Source organism: Thalassobellus citreus, from assembly GCF_044385915.1.
GTDB lineage: Bacteria > Bacteroidota > Bacteroidia > Flavobacteriales > Flavobacteriaceae > Thalassobellus > Thalassobellus citreus.
On sequence record NZ_JBISCC010000124.1, the window covers coordinates 75,387 to 97,256 of the forward strand.

Genomic DNA, 21,870 nt, shown 5'->3' on the forward strand with positions numbered 1-21,870 from the left:
ATTTTAAAGAATTGTTACAGAGGGATTTGTGACATTTTACTCTCAAAATAGATAAGATTAATGGCAAAAGAAGAGTTAGAATGTTCGTTTTGTGGTCGTAAAAAGCCTGAAACAAACTTATTAATAGCAGGATTAGATGCTCATATATGTGATAGATGTATAGAGCAAGCACATGGTATTGTTGTAGAAGAATCTAAACAAACAGATAGTAGCGATTTATCTGCAGAGTTAAAATTACGCAAACCACAACAAATTAAAACATTTCTCGATGAGTATATTATTGGGCAAGACATGACTAAAAAAGTAATGTCTGTTGCTGTATATAATCATTATAAACGTTTATTGCAACCGCCTACTAACGACGATATTGATATTCAGAAAAGTAATATCGTAATGGTTGGTCAAACAGGAACTGGTAAAACGTTAATGGCTAAAACCATAGCAAGAATGCTTAATGTGCCTTTAGCTATTGTTGATGCTACTGTTTTAACAGAAGCGGGTTATGTTGGCGAAGATGTAGAGAGCATTTTAACACGTTTATTACAAGCAGCCGATTATAATTTAGAGAAAGCCGAAAAAGGTATTGTATTTATAGATGAAATAGATAAAATTGCTCGTAAAAGCGATAATCCGTCTATTACGCGTGATGTATCTGGTGAAGGTGTGCAACAGGCATTACTTAAACTTTTAGAAGGTACTGTTGTTAATGTGCCACCAAAAGGAGGGCGTAAACATCCAGACCAAAAATTTATAGAAGTTAATACTGAAAATATTTTATTTATTGCTGGTGGAGCTTTTGATGGTATTGAACGTCATATTTCAAAACGTTTGAACATGCAAGCTGTTGGGTACAGTGCTTCTATGTCTGATGATGCTGTAGATCAAAGTAATTTGCTACAATATATTATTCCAAAAGATTTAAAAGATTTTGGATTAATTCCAGAGATTATAGGAAGACTTCCAGTGCTTACTTATATGGATCCTTTAGATGCTAAAACATTAAGAGCGATACTTACAGAGCCTAAAAATGCTATTATTAAACAGTATAAAAAACTGTTTAATATGGATGAAATTGATTTTTCTATTACAGATGGTGCTTTAGACTATATAGTAGGAAAAGCAATAGAGTATAAATTAGGGGCTAGAGGATTACGTTCGCTTTGTGAAGAGATTTTAACAGATGCGATGTTTGAACTACCTAGCAGCGAAGAGAAAATACTTAATGTTACAAAACTTTATGCTGAAGATAAATTAACAAAAACAACGTTGAAGAAGCTTAAAGCAGTTTCATAATTAAAGTTGTATTTAAAGTTATAAAAAAACCACGCTAATAGCGTGGTTTTTTTGTTTTATGGATGTTAATTAATAAAGGACATTATGAATAAATCTAAATGATTATTTTTAGTAAATATTTTATGAGGGATTAAAAATAGTTACGGCCTTTTATTTCAATTTGTTTTTAACACTTCTTCAAAAGTATACTTAATTAGCGCAGATACAAAGCGTTTTGTTTTTGTTTTAGATAAACAAGAAGAAATACTCGTTTAAAAACTTTTGAGGATACACTTAGTCGATTTAAAGGACGATTAACTAATTATTTACCTGTTTATTATCACTAGTTCAACACGTCTATTCGTTTGAAGTTGTTCTTTAGAGCAATTATTTCCGCAATCAATTAATGGCTCCGTTTCACCATAACCTTTAGATCGTAATCTGTCTTTTGAAATTCCATTAGTTACTAAATAATTTAATACAGAAGCAGCTCGATCATTTGATAATTTTAAGTTAAATGAATCTTTCCCTACATTATCAGTATGCGCATTAATTGCTAATTTCATTTCTGGATGCTCATTTAGAACATATATAATCTTATTTAAGATACGATGTAATTCTTTTTTAATATTTGATTTATTAGAGTCAAAGAATATATTATCAGCTACTAATCTTAATTCTCTTTCAACATCATAAGCTGGTTTTGGTTTGGATAATTCTAAGTTTTTAAAATATGTTGTTTCAAAAGATCTATTAGCAAGGAAATCTATATTTAAATCATCAAAATTTTCTTTAGATACTGATATAGTGTAATTCTCAAACGGAATAACGTTAAAGCTATAAGCGGCATCACTATCAGTAATCGATCTAGATATTTCAACACCTTCATCGTCCTTTAATATAACCACAGAGTTAGGAAGAATCTTTTTTGCTTTTAAATCAAAAACTTTACCTTTTAAAGTTTGAATGATTTCTTCATTAATTGCAGTATAGATGTCATAACTACGTCTGCCATTTTTGTATTCTCTATTTGAGGTTACGTATCCTTTATTCTTGGCAGCTAAAGTATAAGCAATTTCATTGTGATATGAATTAATAGTTACACCTAAGTTTCTAGGTTTTCTATATTCATTTTTAGAAGAAATTTTACTAACAAAAACATCAAAACCACCTACGTTTCTATGACCTTTAGATGAAAAGTATAAGTATTTGTCATCTTTAGAAAGTGACGGGTATTTATCATCAAATGGTGTGTTTACTAATTTTCCTAAATTTTTAGGGTTTCCAAGTGATCCATCTTTTTTAATAGTAGAAACATATAAATCAAATCCTCCAATACCATCAGGCATGTTTGAAGAAAAATATAATTTATCTCCTTGATGACTAACATAAGGGTTTTCAATAGAAAAGCCTTCTTTATTAATACTTAATAGCTCTTGGTTTATCCAATTACCATGAGAGTCTTTTTCAAGAATAGCTTTGTATAATTTGTATATCGAAGAATTTTCTTTAATACTTCTTGTGTAGTATACTGTATTTTGATCTGGTGAAAATGATAATTGGCCTTCATTATATTTTGAATTGAGGATTCTAGAAAATAACAAGGGTTTACTTAACCGTCCATTTTTATCAATATCTAAGCAATATAGATCTTTATAACCTTCACCCGTTTTTGGGTCTTTTTTAGCAAAGGGACCTAATTTTTTTGAAGAAACCATAATAGCTTTATTTCTGAAAAATCCTGAGCTAATTTCAGAGTATTCGCTATTAATATTTAATTTTAAAAGGTCAAAATTAAATCCGTTAGGGCCAATTTCATCTGCTTTATTTTTTACTTTACTAGTATACTTTTTGAAAATTTTATTATTGATAGAAAAATGATTTTCAGCAATAATATTTGATGTTTCTTGGCTGAATGATAAAAGCGATAAAAAGAAAATAAGAATGAAAAATTTAGTTTTCATTTTTTGAGAGGGTTTGGAGGATTAATTAGTTGGTAAATATAATTGTTAGTCTAATTCTTGTAAAAAAATATTAGACCAAGCGTTTATATATTCGTTAACTAATTGTTTTAAAGGGTGTTCGGTTTGTAAACTAGTAAGGGGTTAAAAGTTTAGTCCTAGTAAATCCTCCATATAATCTCTAGTATTAGAAAGACGTGGTATTTTGTGTTGTCCGCCTAACTTATCATTTTGTTTTAACCAATCATAAAATAAATTTTCACGGGCAATATTAATTTTTGGTTTATTCAGTGTTATATTGTTATAACGCTTTGCTTCATAATCTGAGTTTAGTGATTTTAATGCATTATCAAATAATTCATTAAAATAATGAATGTCTTCTGGAGGTGTTTTAAACTCAATAAGCCATTCGTGTCCTCCTTTTTCTTTACCTTCCATAAAAATAGGAGCAGCAGTATAATCTACAATTTCAGCTCTAGTACGTTTACATACTTTCTTCAAGGCATCTTCGGCATTTTCAATAATAAGTTCTTCTCCAAAAACATTAATATGGTGCTTGGTACGCCCAGTAACTTTTATCTTGTAGGGGTTTGTAGAGGTAAATCTAACGGTATCTCCAATTTTGTAACGCCATAAACCAGCATTAGTGGTAATAATAACCGCATAATTTTGGTTTAATTTAACCTCACTTAATGGAATGGCTTTTTCATCAGGAGTGGCATAAATGTCTATGGGAATAAATTCATAGAAAATACCATAATCTAACATTAATAGTAATTCACTAGAGTTGTTTCTGTCTTGAATAGCAAAAAAGCCTTCCGAAGCATTATATATTTCGTAATATTTAAAATCTTTTTCAGGGAGTATTTTTTTATACTGATCCTTGTATGGTGTAAAGCTAACGCCTCCGTGAAAATACACTTCTAAATTGGGCCAAACATCATGTAGACTTTGTTTGCCAGTAGTTTCTAAAACATTATTAAGTAAAACAAGCATCCAGGAAGGTACACCTGCTAGACTGGTTACGTTTTCATTAATAGTTTCATCAACAATAGCTTGCATTTTATGTTCCCAATCGCTCATTAAGGATACTCTATTGCTTGGTGTGCTACTAAATTCTGCCCAGAAAGGCATATTGTCAATTAAAATAGCCGATAAATCCCCAAATATAGTCCCGTTTTCTTTAAGTAACTCTTTACTACCACCTAGACGTAAACTCTTTCCTGTAAACAGTTGTGAATCTTCATTATTATTTAAATACATGCAAAGTAAATCTTTACCAGCTGCATAATGGCAATCTTCAAGTGATTCTTGGCTTACCGGAATAAATTTACTTTTTGCTCGAGTGGTACCGCTAGATTTTGCAAACCATTTAATTGGAGTAGGCCAAAAGAGATTGTTTTCGCCTTTCATAGCGCGTTCAATAACATTTTGCCACCCATCATAATTTTTAATAGGAATGCGTTCCGAAAATTCTTTATAATTTTTTATAGATGCAAAATCATATTCTTTACCAATTTCAGTATCTTTTGCAATATCTAAAAGACTTAAAAGCAATTCGTTTTGTACTTCATTAGGATATTTTAAAAACAATTCTATTTGATGAAATCGTTTTTTTAAAAACCAAGAAGCAACAGAATTAACTAATGGTATTGGCATATTTGTTTTATATTTAAGATCTTAAAAATAACACTTTTTTTTATGACCTACCAAGGTGTTTTAACAAAAATGGAAACAGAGTTTTCAAGTCCTATTCAATACTATTTAGTATTTGAAAATGATTTTTTAAATATGAATCAATTGTTGAACAAGAATGTTACGATTGAATTCGTTAAATATCAATGTTTAAATTGCGGATTAGACAAGCCTATTTATAGACAAGGATTTGATAAACAATGCTTTTACGAAGTGCCACAAGCTGCAGATTGGATTATGCGCCCAGAGCTAAGTAAAGCACATTTAGGTATTGAAGATCGTGATTTAGAGTTTGAAAAGAAGGCACAATTACAACCTCATATTGTGTATTTAGCAAATTCTAGTAATGTAAAAGTTGGTGTTACAAGAAAAGGACAAGTGCCAACCCGTTGGATAGATCAAGGCGCACATGAAGCTATTGAAATTGTTGAAGTACCCAATAGGTATTTAGCAGGTGTTACCGAGGTTGCTTTAAAAAGTTATGTAGCAGATAAAACCAATTGGCGCAAAATGCTAAAAAATGAGATTGAAGATGAAAATTTAGTTGAATGGCGCGAACGTTTGAAGCAATACATTCCTGATGAAGCCAAAGAGTATTTTATTGAAAGTAATAGCGAAACGAATATTGAGTTTCCTGTTTTTAAATACCCTGAGAAGCCTAAGAGTTTAAATTTAAAAAAGGAGCTTTCGTATACAGGAAAGTTAGTTGGAATAAAAGGTCAGTATCTTATTTTTGAAGATAATACGGTTTTTAATGTGAGAGCTAACGAAGGTTTAGTTGTAAATATTTCTGTAAACTAAAAATCCCATTTATAAGTTATTATAAATGGGACATATATAGTGTAGAGAGTTAAAGACTAAATATCTTCTTGATCTCTTAAGTTTTGAATGTATTCAGCTTTTTGAATTTGACGACGTCTTTTAACAGAAGGCTTAGTAAAAAACTGGCTTTCTCTTAAGTTTTGCATCACTTTAATGTTTCTGTGTTTACGTTTGTAACGTTTTAAAGCGCGCTCTATGTTTTCGCCGTCTTTAATAATAATTTTTAACATATATAATTTTAATTAATTGATATTTAATCTAAGACGTTTAACTAAAAAAGCCTTTGTTTTTATGTGATAAAATGGTTTTTTCTTGAAAAAGAACGCGACAAAGATAGTACTTTATTTTTGTAATACCCGAAACTAATTGAGTAATCAGCTAAAATAGACCCTATTAATTAATAATAGAAAGGTAGAAAAGCTCAAAAATAGTTATTTTATTGTGTCTTTTTGTTTCTTCTTTCCGCCTAATAAGCCTCCTAATACATTTTTAATAGCTGTATTGGTTTTGTTTTTTGTCGAATCTGTTTTAGTAGTTGTTTTGTTACCACCAATAATACCTCCTAAAACATCTTTAACAGTATTGTTTTGTTGTTGTTTTACAGAGTCTGTTTTTGTTTTGTTACCTCCAATAACATCTCCAATTAAATCTGCTACCTTGTCTTTTCCTTTGTTAAGAAGTTTTTGTTTTTCAATTTCAACAAGTTGTTTGGTCAGGTTTGAAACACCACTTGTTAAATCTGTTTTAACTGTAGGGCTTGTGTAAGACCCACCAATACTTGCAGTCACAGGAATTGTGATGTTTTTAGCGTCCTCACTATCAATTTTTCCAATTAATTGATTGACGTCACTTCCTAAATATTTTGCAGGCACATTAAAAATGGCATTGTAATCCAGTGTTTTGTCAAAACCATGGCTTCCAGAAACGGTGATGGCAATATCTTCATATTTTAAATCGAAAGGTTTTACGCTTACTTTTCCGTTTGCAAATTCTAGTTTTGTTTTTAAGTCTTTTAAATCAAGTTTATTAAAATCTATAAAACCTAAAGCGCCTTCTAATTTGCTAAACAATTCGCCTTTATTAGCATTTATTTTTGAAGTTAGTAACTCAGTTAAAGCATTACCCGAAACTGTGCTTAAATTAGGAGAGAATTCAGAGTCTAAATCACCAGATAAATTAATGTTTGTATTTAATTTTCCTTGAAGCAGTTTCGCAATAGGTGCTAAACTTTGTAATAATTCTAAATTTTTAAAAGACTTCCCAATGTCAAATCCATCTATATTAAGGTCTAGATTAAAAGTAGGTGTTTCTTTTTTTGTAGATACATTACCAGCTACAGATAATGCGCCATCAAATAAACTAGATGTTAAATCTTTTAAATTAGCTTGTTGGTCTTTTATTAAAAGCGTTCCATTTACATCTTTTAAATTCAAATTATCATACACAACCGTTTTTGCATTGGCATTAATAGTACAATCTAAAAAGGCTGGTATTTTTAACGATTCTTCAGGAGATGTTGTTTTGTTTTCTGTAGCAACATCTTCGTCTGCCGTCATGAAATCACTAACTTTAAACAAATTTGAATTCACATTAAAATCACCTTTTAAAGTATTATCACTTAATAGAAATCCTAATAAATTTTTAATGCTTCCTGTCGCATTTAAATCGCTATCTCCCGTTTTTGCTTTAAAATTATTTAATGAAACCGTGCTAGGATTAAAGCTCATATCGGCGTTATAAATATGAATAGGGTTTACAATGTCTTCCGAAGAGAATACAAAATCAGTAATACTCGCAGAACCATTATTTTTAATACGTGCGTATGCATTGGTTTCTAGGGCATTCATATCAAACGCCGTATTAATGTTTGCTTTTAAAATACCGCTTAACGTATTGTCTAATTCAACAGGATACACTTTTGTAATGTTTGCTAAATTTAAAACGCCATCAATACTGGCATTAACAAACATGTTTTTAGTAATGTTTTTTATAGTTGCCGATGATTTAAAAACATCATCATCAATTTTAAAATTCAATTTTTCAATAGAAACAAAAGTGTCATCTACGTTTCCAGTTGTGTTTTTTATGGAAGTGTTTATAGAAATGTTTTCAACACGTTTCGGTAAATCTGGATATTTAAAAGAGGCATTGTTTGAAGCGATATTAATATCTAAATGCGGAATAGTATTATCTGAACTAATTCCTTTAATAATACCTTTTACTTTAAAATCGCCAGAAGTTTCAACGTCTTCAATATTTTTTGAATATTCTTTAGGAACTAAGGCTAAGAAATTTTTGAAATCAGATTCTGGGTTTTCAAAAGTAATGTCTATTTCTTGTCCGTTTTCTAATAATTTCAAATATCCTTGAAACTCTAAGGGCAATTGGTTAATAAAGCCTTTATTATCTTTAAAGGTATAAACGCTATTGGTAAGGTCTAAACCAATTATAGCATCTAGTTTTAAGGCGTTATTGTTTAAATAATTCGTGCTATCCATTGCGATACTAATATTTGCATCACTTTTGGTATTTAACTCAGATTTATCGGTAGAAAAAATACCGTTTCCATTATGATTAAGTTCGGAAATATGGACTAAAATATTAGAAGCTTCATCAATATAAGTAAAGGCACTATTATTAATACTATAGTTTTCTAAGCTAAAAGAAAAACTACTTGGGTCTGTTGTGTCTGTAGTAGGGGTTTCATCTTCTTTGGTAATATCGTAATTATTGTTGCCAAATTTATCTGTTTTTAAAGTAATTAAAGCTTCATCTATATCAATAGATTTTACAACAATAGGACCGTCACTAGTACTTTTAAACAATTCTTTTATAGACATGGTAAACGAAATATCTTTAGCCGTAGCAAAGGTTTCGTCTTTAAAAGGTTCAAAATTGGTGATAGCCAAATCGCTTACGCTTACATGTGCTTGCGGAAAACTTTTAATAAAACTTAAACTAACATCGCTAAATTCTACTTGGGCATTTACGTTTTCGTTTATAAAACGTTTCACCATATCTTTTATTTGTCCTTGAAAAGCAAAAGGAATGGCTATTAAAAGTGCTAAAATAATTAGAATGCTAATGCCTAAGATTTTTAAAGCTTTTTTCATAAATTTTCGGTTCTTAACTTTGAATTTTACAAAGATATACGTAAAAATGACGATAAAAGCTTACATGTGCGTTAATCTAATGCTAAATTATTAGAGCATATCTATTTCTTCATTCACTTTTAAGTTGAAGCGTTTTCTAAATAAATACACGCCTAAATATAGAAACGGCGTGTCTAAAAAAGCGATAATTACTTTAAAAAGAAAACCACTAATAAGTAAGCCTTTAAAATTTGCCCAATCAATAATGCCAAAAGAACATAATAGTGTTACAATAGTAAAGGTATCTACAAATTGAGAAAACCAAGTTGAAAAATTATTTCGCAACCATAAATGCTTCCCTTTGGTTAATCGTTTCCAGAAATGATAGATTTGAATATCTATAAATTGCGCAAATAAATAGGTAAGCATACTTGCAAAAACAGCAATAGCCGAATTACCAAAAACGGTATTAAACATATCGTCTTTTACGTAAGACCACGAAGTTGCAGGTACATTACTGGCGGTATAAATAATTAAAAGTGAAAACAATGAAGCAAAAATACCAGTAATAACCACATCGTTAGCTCGTTTTTTACCGTAAATTTCGCTTATTAAGTCGGTTATTAAAAAAGTGATAGGATAAGGTAAGATGCCAACGGAGATTTCGAAAAGTTTGCTTCCAAAAATCTCAATATCTAGCGGGTACCAATAAAAGAATTTTTGGAAAATTAAGTTTGAAACCACTAATGATGTTATAAACAAAGCTCCTAAAAGGATGTAAATATGTTGTGCGGCATGTTTATCTTTTAATGACATATAATTTGTAAATAAATATTTTTGTCAGTTCGATTTCTTATTATGGTGTTAGTTAGAGCTATATGACATAAGAATATTGTTTCGATATAATTTGTGAATAAATAGCTTCTGTAAATATAAAGGAAACCATTTACTTTTCATTATTTTGTCTTTCTATGGTGAAACCAACAACATATCATATCGCATTAGGAAGTAATAAAGGCGATAAATTGAAGCATTTACAAGCTGCCGCTGATGCTATCTATATTCGTATTGGAAATATTAAACTGATTTCTAAAGTCTACAAATCACCAGCATTGGGGTTTGAAAGTGATGATTTTCTTAATTGTTGTTTGGTTTTGGAAAGTGATTTGCAACCCCAAGAGGTGCTCGATAATTTGTTGGATATTGAAACGAAATTAGGTAGAACACGAAGTGAAGGAGCTGGTTATGAAGCCAGAACAATAGATTTAGATATTGTTTTAGTAGAAGATAAAATTATAGCTACTGAAACCTTGCAAGTGCCACACCCAGAAATGAGTAAGCGCAAGTTTGTATTACAGCCGCTTAATGATATTGCTTCAAAAGTGAAGCATCCAAAATTTGGAACAGAAATATCTGTTTTGTTAGATGAATGTGAAGACGAATCGGTTTTAGAACCCATTAAGATTTGGCTTAAAAACCCTAGAAAAGTTTGTAATTTGGCTAAGTATAATTACATAGCAATTGAGGGTAATATTGGATCTGGAAAAACCAGTTTAGCAACCAAAATAGCGCACGATTTTAATGCGAAATTGATTTTAGAACGTTTTGCCGACAATCCGTTTTTACCAAAATTTTATGAAGATGCGCAGCGTTATTCGTTTCCTTTAGAAATGTCTTTTCTTGCTGATAGGTATCAGCAAATTTCTGACGATTTATCGCAACTCGATTTATTTAAAGATTTTATTATAAGTGATTACGATGTGTTTAAGTCACTCATATTTTCTAAAATAACCTTGCAAGGCGATGAGTTTATGTTATACCGAAAACTCTTTTATTTAATGTATAAAGAGTTACGTAAACCAGATTTATACGTGTATTTATACCAAAATACAGCACGTTTGCAAGCGAATATTAGAAAACGCGGACGCGATTATGAGCAAAATATTGCCGATGATTATCTTGAAAAAATAAACACAGGCTATTTAGAGTTTCTAAAAACTCAAACAGATTTCAACGTTAAAATTATTGATGTCTCTGACAGAGATTTTGTTGAGAATCGAAGTGATTATTTGTGGGTTTTGAAAGAAATTTGCGAATAAATGGAAACCTTAATTTTAAATAATGAAGAACGTAAAGCGATCATTTATTTATTAAATATTCGTTTAAAAAGAATACCTATTGAGTTTCCTAAATGGACTGAGAATTCGAAGAGTTGGAAGAACGAATATTATTATCCAATATTGACAACTAGAGGTAAACTTGAAAAAGGTAAAAGTAATTTTAAAAATATAGAAATTGGAATAATGCTTAGTTGTGTTAATGAATATTCACCAGTTGAACATTTTGTAGATGATATTACTGGATTTGAAAATACTAAATTTAAAGAACCTTTTAAGTCAATTTATAAGAAAATCAAGTTTTTTTATTAAAACACTTCAAATAAAGTTGTCACAATTCTCCCTTTCCCGTCCTCTAAAACATGTTCCCCAAGCTGTTTTTTTTCTTTAATCTTCAAATTAAAAGGAGCTTCTAATATATTAACACCACTGTTTTGTTTTAGTCTTATGCCTTGTCCCGAAATAATGTCTTTGTTTGGTGTAAAGTTTCCAAATGGGATATGTTCCGTTAGAATAATGTATTTGTAAGCTGTTAATTTTTTTGCTACTTCTTCAATCTCTTTATTAGATAAATGTTGAAGTACTTGCCTAAGTATAATACAATCTCCATGTGGAAGCTCATCTTTTACAATATCCAAACAATAAAATTCTAGGTTTTCTTCTTTGAATATTGTTTTGTTTCTTTCAATAAGATTTTCAACAATATCTATGGCAATATATTTTTTGGAATGTTTAGTGAGGTATTTTCCAATATTAAAATCGCCACAACCTAAATCGCAAACAACTAAGTCGTTGTTGTGCGATTTTAAAAATGCTGTTATAACTTTTAAATAAGGATTTATAATTTCTGGATTATGAGAACCTGCTCCAGAATAAAAATCGAATTCCTCTCCACCCCAAAGATGCATGTCATAAATCTGGTTCATGACATCTTTTGTTGGCCAAGGCGTTTTTACTTTTTTTGTCACTTATTATATTAAATATCTTTGTTTAATTATATCTAAATGATGCATTTCATGTCCGATAGTAGCTTTTAAAAACTCTTCAATAGTTAATTCGAATTTCCAAGCTTTACCAGTTAGTAATAATTGCTCTGGAGAAAGAGACTCTATAAAACTTAAGGACGCATTCCTTACATTATCTAAATCAGTTAGTAATTGACTAAAAGGCTGTTCGTTAAATCTACTATTTTCAACATATAAATTTTGTTCATATCCAGGTAAAAGGGTTTTGTCTTTTCTACTAAAGCACAAAGCACGATACATCATAATTCTTTCATGGTCGGTAATATGACCAATGATTTGCTTGATACTCCATTTGCCATCAGCATAACGATAGGTTGATTGGTCTTCTGTTAAAGTGCCTAGTAATTTTATATACTGTTTAGATTTAAAAACTTGTTTATAATCGTTGTTGCCTACACATTCAATGTAATAAGGAAATCCATCACTTATTTTGTGTTTCATATTAATTGTTTTTCAGAAGTTTATAAAGGGTTTGGATCTATTTCAATTATTTAAATTCACCGATAGCGAAGTTAGATTTTTTAAGCTTTAGAATCAAGTTATTCCATTTTATGATGTTTTTCTACAACAGAATTACACAAAATGGATGTAAAATAACAAATATAGGTTAGTGTAAAATTGTTATGCTTAATTATTTTTGAAGCATACTTATGTTCTAAATACGACACTAAATATAAACAAATGAAATATTACAATAGCTTTAAGGAGCTTAAAGACATTGCACATACAGAACTCTTTACGGCTTTGGTAGGCGATGTTATGGATAAAATGGGGTATTTACATCAGTTTTTACCCGCTGGAATAAAACCAGTAAATTCAAAATCGATTGTTTTTGGTAAAGCTATGCCAGTGCTAGAAGCCGATGTTTTTGGCGAGCAATTAGATAAAACATCTAACAATTATATTAATAAGCCTTTCGGAATCATGTTTGAAGCGCTTGATAGTCTTCAGGAAGACGAAGTATACATTTGTACGGGCTCTTCGTTACGCTATGCACTTTGGGGTGGTTTAATGAGTACAAGAGCTATGAAATTAAAAGCATCAGGAGCTGTTGTAGATGGTTATTCAAGAGATACAAATGAGGTTTTAAGACTCGGTTTTCCTGTTTTTAGTATGGGAACTTATGCACAAGATCAAGGGCCGCGAGGAAAAGTGATAGATTACAGAGTACCTATAGAAATAGGCAATGTTAGAATTAATCCAGGCGATATTATTTATGGCGATTTAGATGGCGTTGTTATTGTTCCGCAAGAAATTCAAGATGAAGTTTTTGAAAAAGCTTTAGAAAAAGCACGCGGAGAAAAATTAGTTTTAAAAGCACTTCAAGACGGTATGAGTACCGTAGAGGCTTTTGAGAAATTTGGTATCATGTAATAAATAGAATGAAAATGAAAGCATTTAGTTTAGAAGGAAAAAAAGCAGTCATTACAGGAGGTGGAAGCGGTATAGGTTTAGGTATTGCGAATACATTTATTGATGCTGGCGCTGAAGTTTTAATTATTGGAAGAAACGAGCAGAAGTTAATTGATGCTAAAGAAACATTAGGAGATAACTGTAAGTATAAATCGTTTGATGTAAGTGATTTAGATAGAATTCCAGAGCTTGTTGAAGACATTGAAAGTAATTGGGGAGCTGTTGATATTTTAATAAATTGTGCAGGTGCTCATTTGAAAAAAAATGCAGTTGATACTACTGATAGTGAGTTTTTAGGTATTTTGAATGTGCATTTAATGAGTGTTTTTGCGCTTACCAGAGCATTTTCAAAACGAATGATAGAAAGACAACACGGATCTGTTATTCTTATTAGTTCTATGACAGCTATTATGGGAATGAAACAAGTAGTGGCTTATTCTACTGCTAAAGCTGCACTTTTAGGAATGACGAGAGGCTTGGTTGCAGAACTTGCTGTAGATAATGTGCGCGTAAATATTATTGCTCCAGGATGGATAGAATCGCCCATGTTGCATAAAGCTATAGATCATGATTTACCGAGAAAAACTAAAATTTTAAGCAGGATCCCTACAGGTAAATTTGGAATGCCAGAAGATATTGGTAATGCTGCTCTTTACTTAGCGTCTGATGCTGGAAAATATATAAACGGTGTATTCCTTCCTGTTGATGGAGGTGCCGCTGGAGGATTCTAATAACCAACTAAAAACCATAAAATGCCAACTAAAACCACCACCACAAATACTAACACAAAAGATTCTAAAATAAGATGGGTTATTGTTGCCTTACTATTTTTTGCAACTACTATTAATTATATAGATAGGCAAGTTATAGGGTTACTGAAACCTTTTATTGAAAAGGATTTAAATTGGACAGAGGCCGATTACGGATACATTGTTACAGCATTTCAGATTGCCTATGCTATAGGGCTTTTAATTAGTGGGAGACTATTAGATAAGCTAGGTTCTCGACTAGGCTATACGTTAGCTATTATAGTTTGGAGTGTTGGTGCTGTATTACATGCCGTTGTAAATTCAGTTATGGGTTTTGGTATTATGAGGTCTATTTTAGGTGTTGGAGAAGCAGCTAATTTTCCAGCAGCCGTAAAAACGGTGGCAGAATGGTTTCCAAAAAAAGAACGCGCTTTAGCGACTGGTATTTTTAATTCAGGCTCCAATATTGGTGCTATTGTGGCGCCTTTAATTGTAGTAGGTATTACACTTTCTTTAAATTGGAAATGGGCATTTATTATTACCGGATTATTAGGTTTTATTTGGATTATTTTTTGGCTTTTAATTTATAGAACACCAGAAAAACATAAAAAAGTTTCAGCCAAAGAATTAGCTTATATTTTATCTGATAATGATTCTGAAGAGGAAGACATAGATAGTAAAGAAATTACTTGGGGTTCTTTATTTAAACACAGACAAACTTATGCTATTTGTTTATCGCGATTTTTTACAGATTGGGTTTGGTGGTTTTTCCTTTTTTGGGCACCCGATTTTTTAAATAAAACTCAAAATATCAATTTAAAAGATTCCATCATGCCACTTATTGTAATTTATACCATGGCTAGTATTGGCGGTATTTTTGGTGGTGGATTATCTTCTAAATTTATAAAAATTGGTAAATCAATCGATTTTGCCAGAAAAACAGCCATCTTAATTTGTGCCATGTTGGTATTGCCTTTAATTTTTGCTACTCAGTTTAATAACCTTTGGATTGTTGTTGTTATTATTGGGTTTGCCACAGCAGCTCACCAAGGATGGGCATCTAATATTTTTACAGTAGTTTCAGATATTTATCCTAAAAAGGCAGTGGCTACTATGGTAGGACTTTCAGGGTTTACAGGGGCTATTGGTGGTGCTTTCGCAGCATCGTTTGTGGGGCTTGTTTTAGACATTAGTGGGAGTTATACCCTAATATTTGTTATTGCAAGTACCATGTATTTATTAGCGTGGTTGATATTAAAACTAATGATTCCAGAAATAAAACCTATTGAAAACTAAGATGGAAAATTTTGTTCAGTTACATCCTAATGATAATATTGTTATTGCTTTAAAAAACTTTGAAGACGATACTGTTATTAGTGTAAACGGAAAAGAAATACAATTAAAAGTAGCTATTGGTTTTGGTCATAAAATAGCTATAAAGTCCATTGAAAAAGGAGAGAAAATATTAAAATACGGACTTTCTATTGGAAGTGTTACGCAACACATATCTGCTGGCGAGCATGTACATAGTCATAATCTAAAAACTGATTATTTAGTTGTTAATGAGAAATAATATTTTTTTTCTATAAAAGTTAAGTTTATAAAATGCAGGGATATTTAAGGAAAGACGGAAGAAAAGGCATTCGAAATGTTATTGTTGTTACTTACTTAGTGGAGTGTGCGCATCATGTAGCACGATTAATAGTTTCTGAGTTTAAAGGACAGGAAGTTCATTTAATAGGTTTTAGTGGTTGTGCTCCTAATGATTATGCACAAAATATGATGGAAAATCTTTGTACGCACCCTAATGTTGGTGCCGTTCTTTTGGTGTCTTTAGGCTGTGAAAATTTTAATAGAAATGAATTGTCTAAATGTATTTCCGAGTTAGGAAGACCTGTTGAAAAATTAGTAATCCAAGAATCTGGAGGTACACTAACGTCTGTACAATCTGGAATTGCTATTGTAAATGGTTTTATTTCTGAGCTAAAAAATACGAAGAAAGTCGATTTTAAAATTTCAGACTTGATGGTTGGAACTATTTGTGGAGGATCTGATGCGACGAGTGGATTTACTGCAAATCCATCTATTGGAAAAGCATTCGATAAACTAATTGCAAACGATGCTATTTGTATGTTTGAAGAACCAGGAGAATTAATGGGTTGCGAACATTTAATGGCAGAAAGAGCCGAAAATGATGAGGTTGGAAACCAATTAGTAGCCTGTATTAAAAAAGCGGATAACTATTATAAAAAAATGGGCCATGATAGTTTTTCTGCAGGCAATGCTGTTGGCGGTTTAACAACTATTGAAGAAAAATCTTTGGGATCGTACTCGAAAAGTGGTAGTTCGCCAATTAAGGCTTTAATTCGCCCAGGAGAACGACCAACAGAGGCTGGTTTGTATTTTATGGATGTGGTTCCAGATGGTGACGCTTTATGGGGATTTCCTAATATTAACGACAATACTGAAATTGTAGAAATGATTGCTAGCGGTTGTCATATTATTCTATTTTCAACAGGTAGAGGTTCTGTAGTAGGTTCTGCAATATCTCCAGTAATTAAAGTTTGTGGAAACCCAAAAACTTACGAGAATTTAGCAGGGGATATGGATATAAACTCAGGTAAAATAATTACTGAAGGCGCTTCATTAGATGCATTGGGAGATGAAATTTATATGCTTATTGAAGAGGTAATTAATGGGCAACAAACCAAGTCTGAAATGTTAGGGCATCAAGAATTTGGATTAGGCTATAAGTATTTCGAGTACGGAAAGAAAAACTGCGATATGTAATTATAAGTTTTCATTTCGCCATTTATTAGGAGGAATGCCTTCAATGGCAGAAAACCATCTACTTACGTGGTTGGCATCTTCAAATCCTAGACGGAAGGCAATTTCTTTAACTGATAAATTCTGGTTTTTAAGAAGCTCTTTAAACTTTTTGAGTTTATTAAATTGAATTTCTTCGTAAATAGTATTCTTTGTTACTTGTTTAAACCGTGTATACAAGCTTTTCCTGCTAATGTTGGTGACATCAACAACATTAGTTACTGTTAAATTTAAATGTGTGTTGTTTCTAATATAATGGAGTGCTTTTATAACTTCGGGGTCATTGCAGGCAATAATGTCTGTAGAACTGCGCTCAACAATACCTAAAGGTTCTGTTGGAATCATAAAGTCTTTTGTAATTTCTCCATGCATCATGCGGTCTAAAACTTTACAAGCATTATAAGCTGCTTTGGAATGATTTCGTGAAATACTAGACAATTTTGGATGTGTCATATTGCATAATAGTTCATCATCATCAATGCCTAAAATGGCTATTTCATACGGGATTTTCAAACCGCCAATAGAGCATGCATTAATTAGCATCTGTCCAAAATCATCATTACAACATAATATACCAATGGGTTTGGGTAAAGATTTTAACCAGGCTATTATATTTTCAAAATCATATATTAATGCTTTTTTCGATTTTACTTCAGCTAAATAGCTAGAAATAGTAATACCGTTTAATGCTGCATGATTTTTAAAACTTATTAATCTGTCATCAGACCAAGCTAAATTTTTCAAACCAAAAAAGGCCAGGTTCTTAAAACCATGAGATAAAAAATAATCAACAGCCATTTTTCCATCTGCTTCATAGTTACCTTTAAGATATGGCGAGCTATCAATATATGCCATACTGTTAGCCTGTATAAAAGGTACACCAAGCTCGGTAATTACAGACATATTATCAATATTCTCAAGAATACAACCGTCAGGTTTCATGAGTTTTATGAGTTTGCCAATATCTTTTGTTTGTGATGTTTTAAGGTAGTAAGCAGGTTCAAAAATAATTTCCCAATTAGAAAATTGATTATTGTATTCATGAATTCCTTTGAGTAAATCACGTCCATAACCACGACCAGATTCTAATTGAACAAAAACCTTTTTCATTTATTTATATTTGGTTTGTTAATTAGTTTTGATCGAATTAATTTACAATTTGAATCTAAAAAGAAGGTTTCTACTTCTGGTACTTCTTGATTACTAAGTATTTCAATTCGGTTTCGCCAACATTTTTAATGCCATGTTCCATCCAAGAAGGACAGTAAAAGGTACTGTATGCGCCAGCTACTTTGGTTTTTCCGTCTAAATAAAATTCGGCAGTGCCTTCAACTATAAAAAAGAATTCGTCTTCAACATGTTTATGTGGTGGGTGTGTTGCTTTTCCTGGTGCCACAACACTCATTTTTAAAGTTCTGCCATCTAAAAAATCTTTATCGGCAAACCAATATTGATAACCCACTTTGGTTGGTGTGGTTTTGTCCATTGTGAGTGTAGAAACGCAGTTTTCAATAGAGTATTCTTTTTCAGTTTCTAATGTTTCTTGAGCTGATAAAGAGAAACAAACAGAAAATAAAAGGCACAGACTTAAAAATAGATTTTTCATGAGTATATGATAAATGATTTTAGCTAATTTATCAATTTTTAGATTAATCAACTGTATTGAAATGAATATCATTTAGTTGAATGCTTTCATTTGGCATACTTAAGGCTTTAGCATTGGTGTTAAAAACAATATTATCAAGCGTTACGTTTTCGCTTCCAACAACATCTACTATAGATTTTGTTGTTTGTATCGTACTGTTTTTAATTTGGATGTTTTTAATGTCGTTAGCCAGTATAAGGTCAGAACATTTTACATCTACATTATCAATAGTTAAGTTGTTAAGTGGCGATTCTGGTATGCCATAAACTTTTAGAAAATGGGTGCTATTTTCTATAATAATGTTGGTTATAGAAATGTTTCGGTAAAACGGTGTTAAGTTATTTACTTCTCGTATAGGAAGTCTATCTGCTAATAAACCTACGTAAGATCGTTTTCCTAACATATCCCATTTTATGGCTGTAAATTCCAGATTCATTCTAATTCTATCATAATACAAGTTTTCACCACCACCGCCTCTTGGTCGTCGTGTTTTAAATCGGATACCTACACCAGTGCCATCAAACACACAATCATGTACATATAAATTGCGAATGGTTCCTGCTGTTTCGCTTCCGCAAGTAATACCACCATGCCCTTTTCGAGCTAAGCAATAACGTACCACGACGTTTTCGGTAGCTTTGTTTACTTTTAAACCATCTTCACCACGTCCAGATTTCATTGTAAATGCATCATCACCTGTACTTAATGTGCAATATTCAATAAGGACATTTTTTGATGATTCAATATCAATACCATCGCCACGAGGAATGCCTTCAGAATTTACAGAAACCCCTCTTATAATTACATTATCGCAATACACAGGAACAATATTCCAAAAGGCTGTGTTTTCTAATGAAACACCTTCAATATAAACCTTTTTACAATTAATAGGTGATATGAATTTTGGAGGAAATATCCAATCTTCTTTCGAGCCATCATGAATACGTTCTTTAGCAGGTTTGGTTAAATCTAGAAGCCCTTCAATAGGTTTCATATAAGAGCGTTCTTTTATTTCGCCACTGTAAGGCCCAATAAGTTTTCCTTTTCCTGTAATGGCTATATTTTCTTGATTATTAGCATATATACAAGCTGCAAGCGACATGACTTCTAAGCTTTCTATGCGTGTAAATACGGCTGGTTGATAATCTTTTACGTTGGTACTAAAATTTAAAATAGCGCCTTCTTCAAGATGAAGATTTACATTGCTTTTTAATGAAATTCGACCTGTTTTCCAATCACCTTTAGGTATAATAACAGTCCCACCTCCTAAAGCACTTATCTCATCTATTGCATTTTGAATCGTGGTTGTAACTAGTTTTGAAGTATCTGCACCTTGGTCTAAAATATTAATACTTTTATCTGGAAACGTAGGTTTTTCAAATAAGGGCATTTTAAAAGGAGCAGATACAGGTGCAATAGTATCTGGCAATACTAACTGTCCTACTTGTTCTTTAGTTGGGATAGATTCTAATGTGGTAAAATCTACTCCAGAATGCGTTTCATTTTTACAATTAAAGAATAATAAAATTGAAGTTAATACAAGTAAAGCTCTCATTTAAAGTGTTCATTTAGTTTAGAAAGATAAAACTATACTTTTAAAAACTAAATAGATAATTGTTTTGTTCAACGGTTTATTTTATAAGACCGATTTGTTTTGTATTAGAATTCTAAATTAAAAGAAGTATGTTTTATAAATTCTCTATTATAAGTGTATAAAATATGAATTTTTTTATCTGAAGTTTGAATAATAGCCGGATAACTAAACTCTCCTTTCTCTTCATTTTCTAAATCAAAAAGCGGTTTCCAGTTTAAGCCATCATTCGAAAATTCTACATCTAGAATATTACGTCCGTAAAACCACTCGGGACCTTGTTTTAAAGGGTTGTTTACTAGTAAAAAGGCATTTTTAGAAATTGTTAATGCGTCAATGCCAGAGTTAGAATTAATTACATTAATACTATCTGTTTTAATCCAATGTTTACCATTGTCTTCAGACCAACTTGCTATTATTTTATTGTGTTTGCTTCTACAAAGCATTTGAATGGTATGCTTAGAATGTAATAAAAAAGTAGGTTGTATAATTTCAAAATTATTTTTGTCTTCAATATTTATCTTTTTCCATTTATTTGTCGATTCGGTAAATTCTTCTAGATGTACGCGCCATTCATTTGTATCGATGCTTTCTGTACTACTACCGCATAAAATAACACCAGATGATGTTTCAATGGGTTTGTTTCTAATAGGACCTAAAAAGCCTTCTGGTAAATATTCTGGCTTACTCCAGTTTTTCCCATTATTTGTAGATTTAACCATAGCTCCAAACCATTCTCTAGGGTTTTTGCCAATTTTATAAAATAAATATAAAAGGTTGCTTTTGCTTTTAAATAATACAGGATTCCAACATGGTAAGGTGTCATTTTCTGTTATTAGAGGTTTTATAATATTGTTTGGCGTCGTCCAAGAGTTTCCATCAAAAGAAGCTGTGTATATACCAACATCTTTTGCGCCTTCGTAGCTTCCACCAAACCACGCTGCCATTATTTTGTTAGGGGTAACTTCTACTAAAGTTGATGCGTGACAGCTTTTAGTAATTGGAACATTAAAAATATTAGTTTGTTTTATATTTTTAATTTCTTGATTATTTTTAATTGAAGTACAAGAAACACTAGCAATTAATAAAAGGAATAATAAATGTTTTAGCATAATTAATTATTTTGCTTCAACTTACTAAAAACATCCCAAACAACCACGCCACAACTCACAGAAATATTTAAAGAATGTTTGGTGCCAAATTGAGGTATTTCGATAACAACATCACTAGAACTAACCACATCTTGAGCAACACCTTTTACTTCGTTACCAAATACTAAGGCGTATGTTGTGTTAGCTTCAGGTGTAAAATTATTTAGCATGGTAGCGTTTTCGGCTTGTTCAATAGAACAAATTTTAACGTTTTCTGCTTTTAATTTTTCAATTAAACCTATGGTGTTTTCAGCATATTCCCAATCTACCGTATCAGTACTACCTAAAGCTGTTTTGTGTATGTCTTTATGTGGAGGCGTAGCTGTTATACCGCAGAGGTAAATTTTTTCAATTAAAAAAGCATCACTTGTTCTAAATACCGAACCAATATTATTAAGGCTTCTTATGTTGTCTAGTACAATAATAATGGGTGTTTTTTTAGCGCCTTTAAAAGCATCAACACTTAGTCTGTCTAATTCGTTATTTTTTAGTTTCCGCATGTTACAAATAT

The 21,870-nt window shown here is 31.4% G+C and carries 21 protein-coding genes; 9 read left to right on the forward strand and 12 right to left on the reverse strand.

The features are described 5' to 3' along the window. Nucleotides 1–60 precede the first annotated feature (60 nt). The gene (gene clpX, locus ACH5TX_RS09250; protein WP_439339219.1) at nt 61–1,293 is read left to right on the forward strand and encodes an ATP-dependent Clp protease ATP-binding subunit ClpX; all 1,233 of its coding nucleotides are present in this window, start codon (nt 61–63) and stop codon (nt 1,291–1,293) included. 305 nt (nt 1,294–1,598) lie between these two features. Here clpX and ACH5TX_RS09255 read toward each other — a convergent pair whose 3' ends face one another. Both ACH5TX_RS09255 and ACH5TX_RS09260 read right to left on the reverse strand, forming a co-directional pair. Continuing rightward, the gene (locus ACH5TX_RS09255) at nt 1,599–3,236 is read right to left on the reverse strand and encodes an OmpA family protein (protein WP_439339220.1); all 1,638 of its coding nucleotides are present in this window, start codon (nt 3,234–3,236) and stop codon (nt 1,599–1,601) included. A 141-nt stretch (nt 3,237–3,377) separates the two neighbouring features. Continuing rightward, entirely contained in the window at nt 3,378–4,892 is a 1,515-nt protein-coding gene (locus ACH5TX_RS09260) for a GH3 auxin-responsive promoter family protein (RefSeq protein WP_439339221.1), read from the reverse strand. Between the two features lie 42 nt (nt 4,893–4,934). On the opposite strand from ACH5TX_RS09260, the gene ACH5TX_RS09265 reads away from it, so the two are divergent. Further along, entirely contained in the window at nt 4,935–5,729 is a 795-nt protein-coding gene (locus ACH5TX_RS09265; RefSeq protein WP_439339222.1) for a DUF2797 domain-containing protein, read from the forward strand. Nucleotides 5,730–5,785: 56 nt separating this feature from the next. On the opposite strand, the gene rpsU is transcribed toward ACH5TX_RS09265, so the two are convergent. From rpsU to ACH5TX_RS09280, 3 genes are all read right to left on the reverse strand, one after another. Next, entirely contained in the window at nt 5,786–5,980 is a 195-nt protein-coding gene (gene rpsU / locus ACH5TX_RS09270; RefSeq protein ID WP_439335976.1) for a 30S ribosomal protein S21, read from the reverse strand. Nucleotides 5,981–6,181: 201 nt separating this feature from the next. Continuing rightward, the gene (locus ACH5TX_RS09275) at nt 6,182–8,863 is read right to left on the reverse strand and encodes an AsmA family protein (RefSeq protein WP_439339223.1); all 2,682 of its coding nucleotides are present in this window, start codon (nt 8,861–8,863) and stop codon (nt 6,182–6,184) included. Nucleotides 8,864–8,953: 90 nt separating this feature from the next. Then, nucleotides 8,954–9,658, reverse strand: coding sequence for a queuosine precursor transporter (locus ACH5TX_RS09280; RefSeq protein ID WP_439339224.1), 705 nt, complete (start codon nt 9,656–9,658; stop codon nt 8,954–8,956). Nucleotides 9,659–9,813: 155 nt separating this feature from the next. Here ACH5TX_RS09280 and folK point away from each other — a divergent pair, with 155 nt between their 5' ends. Together folK and ACH5TX_RS09290 are read left to right on the forward strand one after the other, a co-directional pair. Further along, nucleotides 9,814–10,941 carry a 2-amino-4-hydroxy-6-hydroxymethyldihydropteridine diphosphokinase gene (gene folK, locus ACH5TX_RS09285; RefSeq protein WP_439339225.1) on the forward strand — a complete coding sequence of 376 codons (1,128 nt, stop codon included), beginning with the start codon at nt 9,814–9,816 and terminating at the stop codon, nt 10,939–10,941. Next, on the forward strand, nt 10,942–11,271 hold the full coding sequence (locus tag ACH5TX_RS09290; RefSeq protein ID WP_439339226.1) for a hypothetical protein: 330 nt from the start codon (nt 10,942–10,944) through the stop codon (nt 11,269–11,271). Here the strand turns inward: ACH5TX_RS09290 and ACH5TX_RS09295 are convergent. Next, nucleotides 11,268–11,927 carry a class I SAM-dependent methyltransferase gene (locus ACH5TX_RS09295; RefSeq protein WP_439339227.1) on the reverse strand — a complete coding sequence of 220 codons (660 nt, stop codon included), beginning with the start codon at nt 11,925–11,927 and terminating at the stop codon, nt 11,268–11,270. The genes ACH5TX_RS09290 and ACH5TX_RS09295 overlap by 4 nt on opposite strands. Before the next feature lie 3 nt (nt 11,928–11,930). Next, entirely contained in the window at nt 11,931–12,425 is a 495-nt protein-coding gene (locus tag ACH5TX_RS09300) for a DinB family protein (protein ID WP_439339228.1), read from the reverse strand. Nucleotides 12,426–12,665: 240 nt separating this feature from the next. Between ACH5TX_RS09300 and ACH5TX_RS09305 the strand changes: the two genes are divergently transcribed. From ACH5TX_RS09305 to ACH5TX_RS09325, 5 genes are read left to right on the forward strand one after another with little or no spacing between them, the layout of a single operon-like run. Then, the gene (locus ACH5TX_RS09305; RefSeq protein WP_439335970.1) at nt 12,666–13,358 is read left to right on the forward strand and encodes an RraA family protein; all 693 of its coding nucleotides are present in this window, start codon (nt 12,666–12,668) and stop codon (nt 13,356–13,358) included. 14 nt (nt 13,359–13,372) lie between these two features. Further along, a complete protein-coding gene (locus ACH5TX_RS09310) occupies nt 13,373–14,128 on the forward strand; it encodes an SDR family NAD(P)-dependent oxidoreductase (protein ID WP_439339229.1) in 756 nt (251 codons plus the stop codon). A gap of 21 nt (nt 14,129–14,149) precedes the next feature. Next, nucleotides 14,150–15,442 carry an MFS transporter gene (locus ACH5TX_RS09315; RefSeq protein ID WP_439339230.1) on the forward strand — a complete coding sequence of 431 codons (1,293 nt, stop codon included), beginning with the start codon at nt 14,150–14,152 and terminating at the stop codon, nt 15,440–15,442. Nucleotide 15,443: 1 nt separating this feature from the next. Next, the gene (locus ACH5TX_RS09320) at nt 15,444–15,719 is read left to right on the forward strand and encodes a UxaA family hydrolase (RefSeq protein ID WP_439339231.1); all 276 of its coding nucleotides are present in this window, start codon (nt 15,444–15,446) and stop codon (nt 15,717–15,719) included. Nucleotides 15,720–15,751: 32 nt separating this feature from the next. Continuing rightward, nucleotides 15,752–16,936 (forward strand): UxaA family hydrolase, encoded by a 1,185-nt coding sequence (locus ACH5TX_RS09325; RefSeq protein ID WP_439339232.1) that lies wholly within the window; start codon nt 15,752–15,754, stop codon nt 16,934–16,936. Here ACH5TX_RS09325 and ACH5TX_RS09330 read toward each other — a convergent pair whose 3' ends face one another. The 5 genes from ACH5TX_RS09330 to ACH5TX_RS09350 form a co-directional block, all read right to left on the reverse strand. Next, complete coding sequence (locus ACH5TX_RS09330) at nt 16,937–18,082, reverse strand: DNA-binding transcriptional regulator (protein ID WP_439339233.1); 1,146 nt, start codon at nt 18,080–18,082, stop codon at nt 16,937–16,939. Nucleotides 18,083–18,152: 70 nt separating this feature from the next. After that, nucleotides 18,153–18,578, reverse strand: coding sequence for a cupin domain-containing protein (locus ACH5TX_RS09335; protein ID WP_439339234.1), 426 nt, complete (start codon nt 18,576–18,578; stop codon nt 18,153–18,155). A 43-nt stretch (nt 18,579–18,621) separates the two neighbouring features. Then, nucleotides 18,622–20,172: a glycoside hydrolase family 28 protein gene (locus ACH5TX_RS09340; RefSeq protein ID WP_439339235.1), complete on the reverse strand. Its 1,551-nt coding sequence runs from the start codon at nt 20,170–20,172 to the stop codon at nt 18,622–18,624. A gap of 104 nt (nt 20,173–20,276) precedes the next feature. Next, entirely contained in the window at nt 20,277–21,320 is a 1,044-nt protein-coding gene (locus ACH5TX_RS09345; protein WP_439339236.1) for a sialidase family protein, read from the reverse strand. A gap of 2 nt (nt 21,321–21,322) precedes the next feature. Further along, nucleotides 21,323–21,859, reverse strand: coding sequence for an RNA methyltransferase (locus ACH5TX_RS09350; RefSeq protein WP_439339237.1), 537 nt, complete (start codon nt 21,857–21,859; stop codon nt 21,323–21,325). Nucleotides 21,860–21,870: the final 11 nt, after the last annotated feature.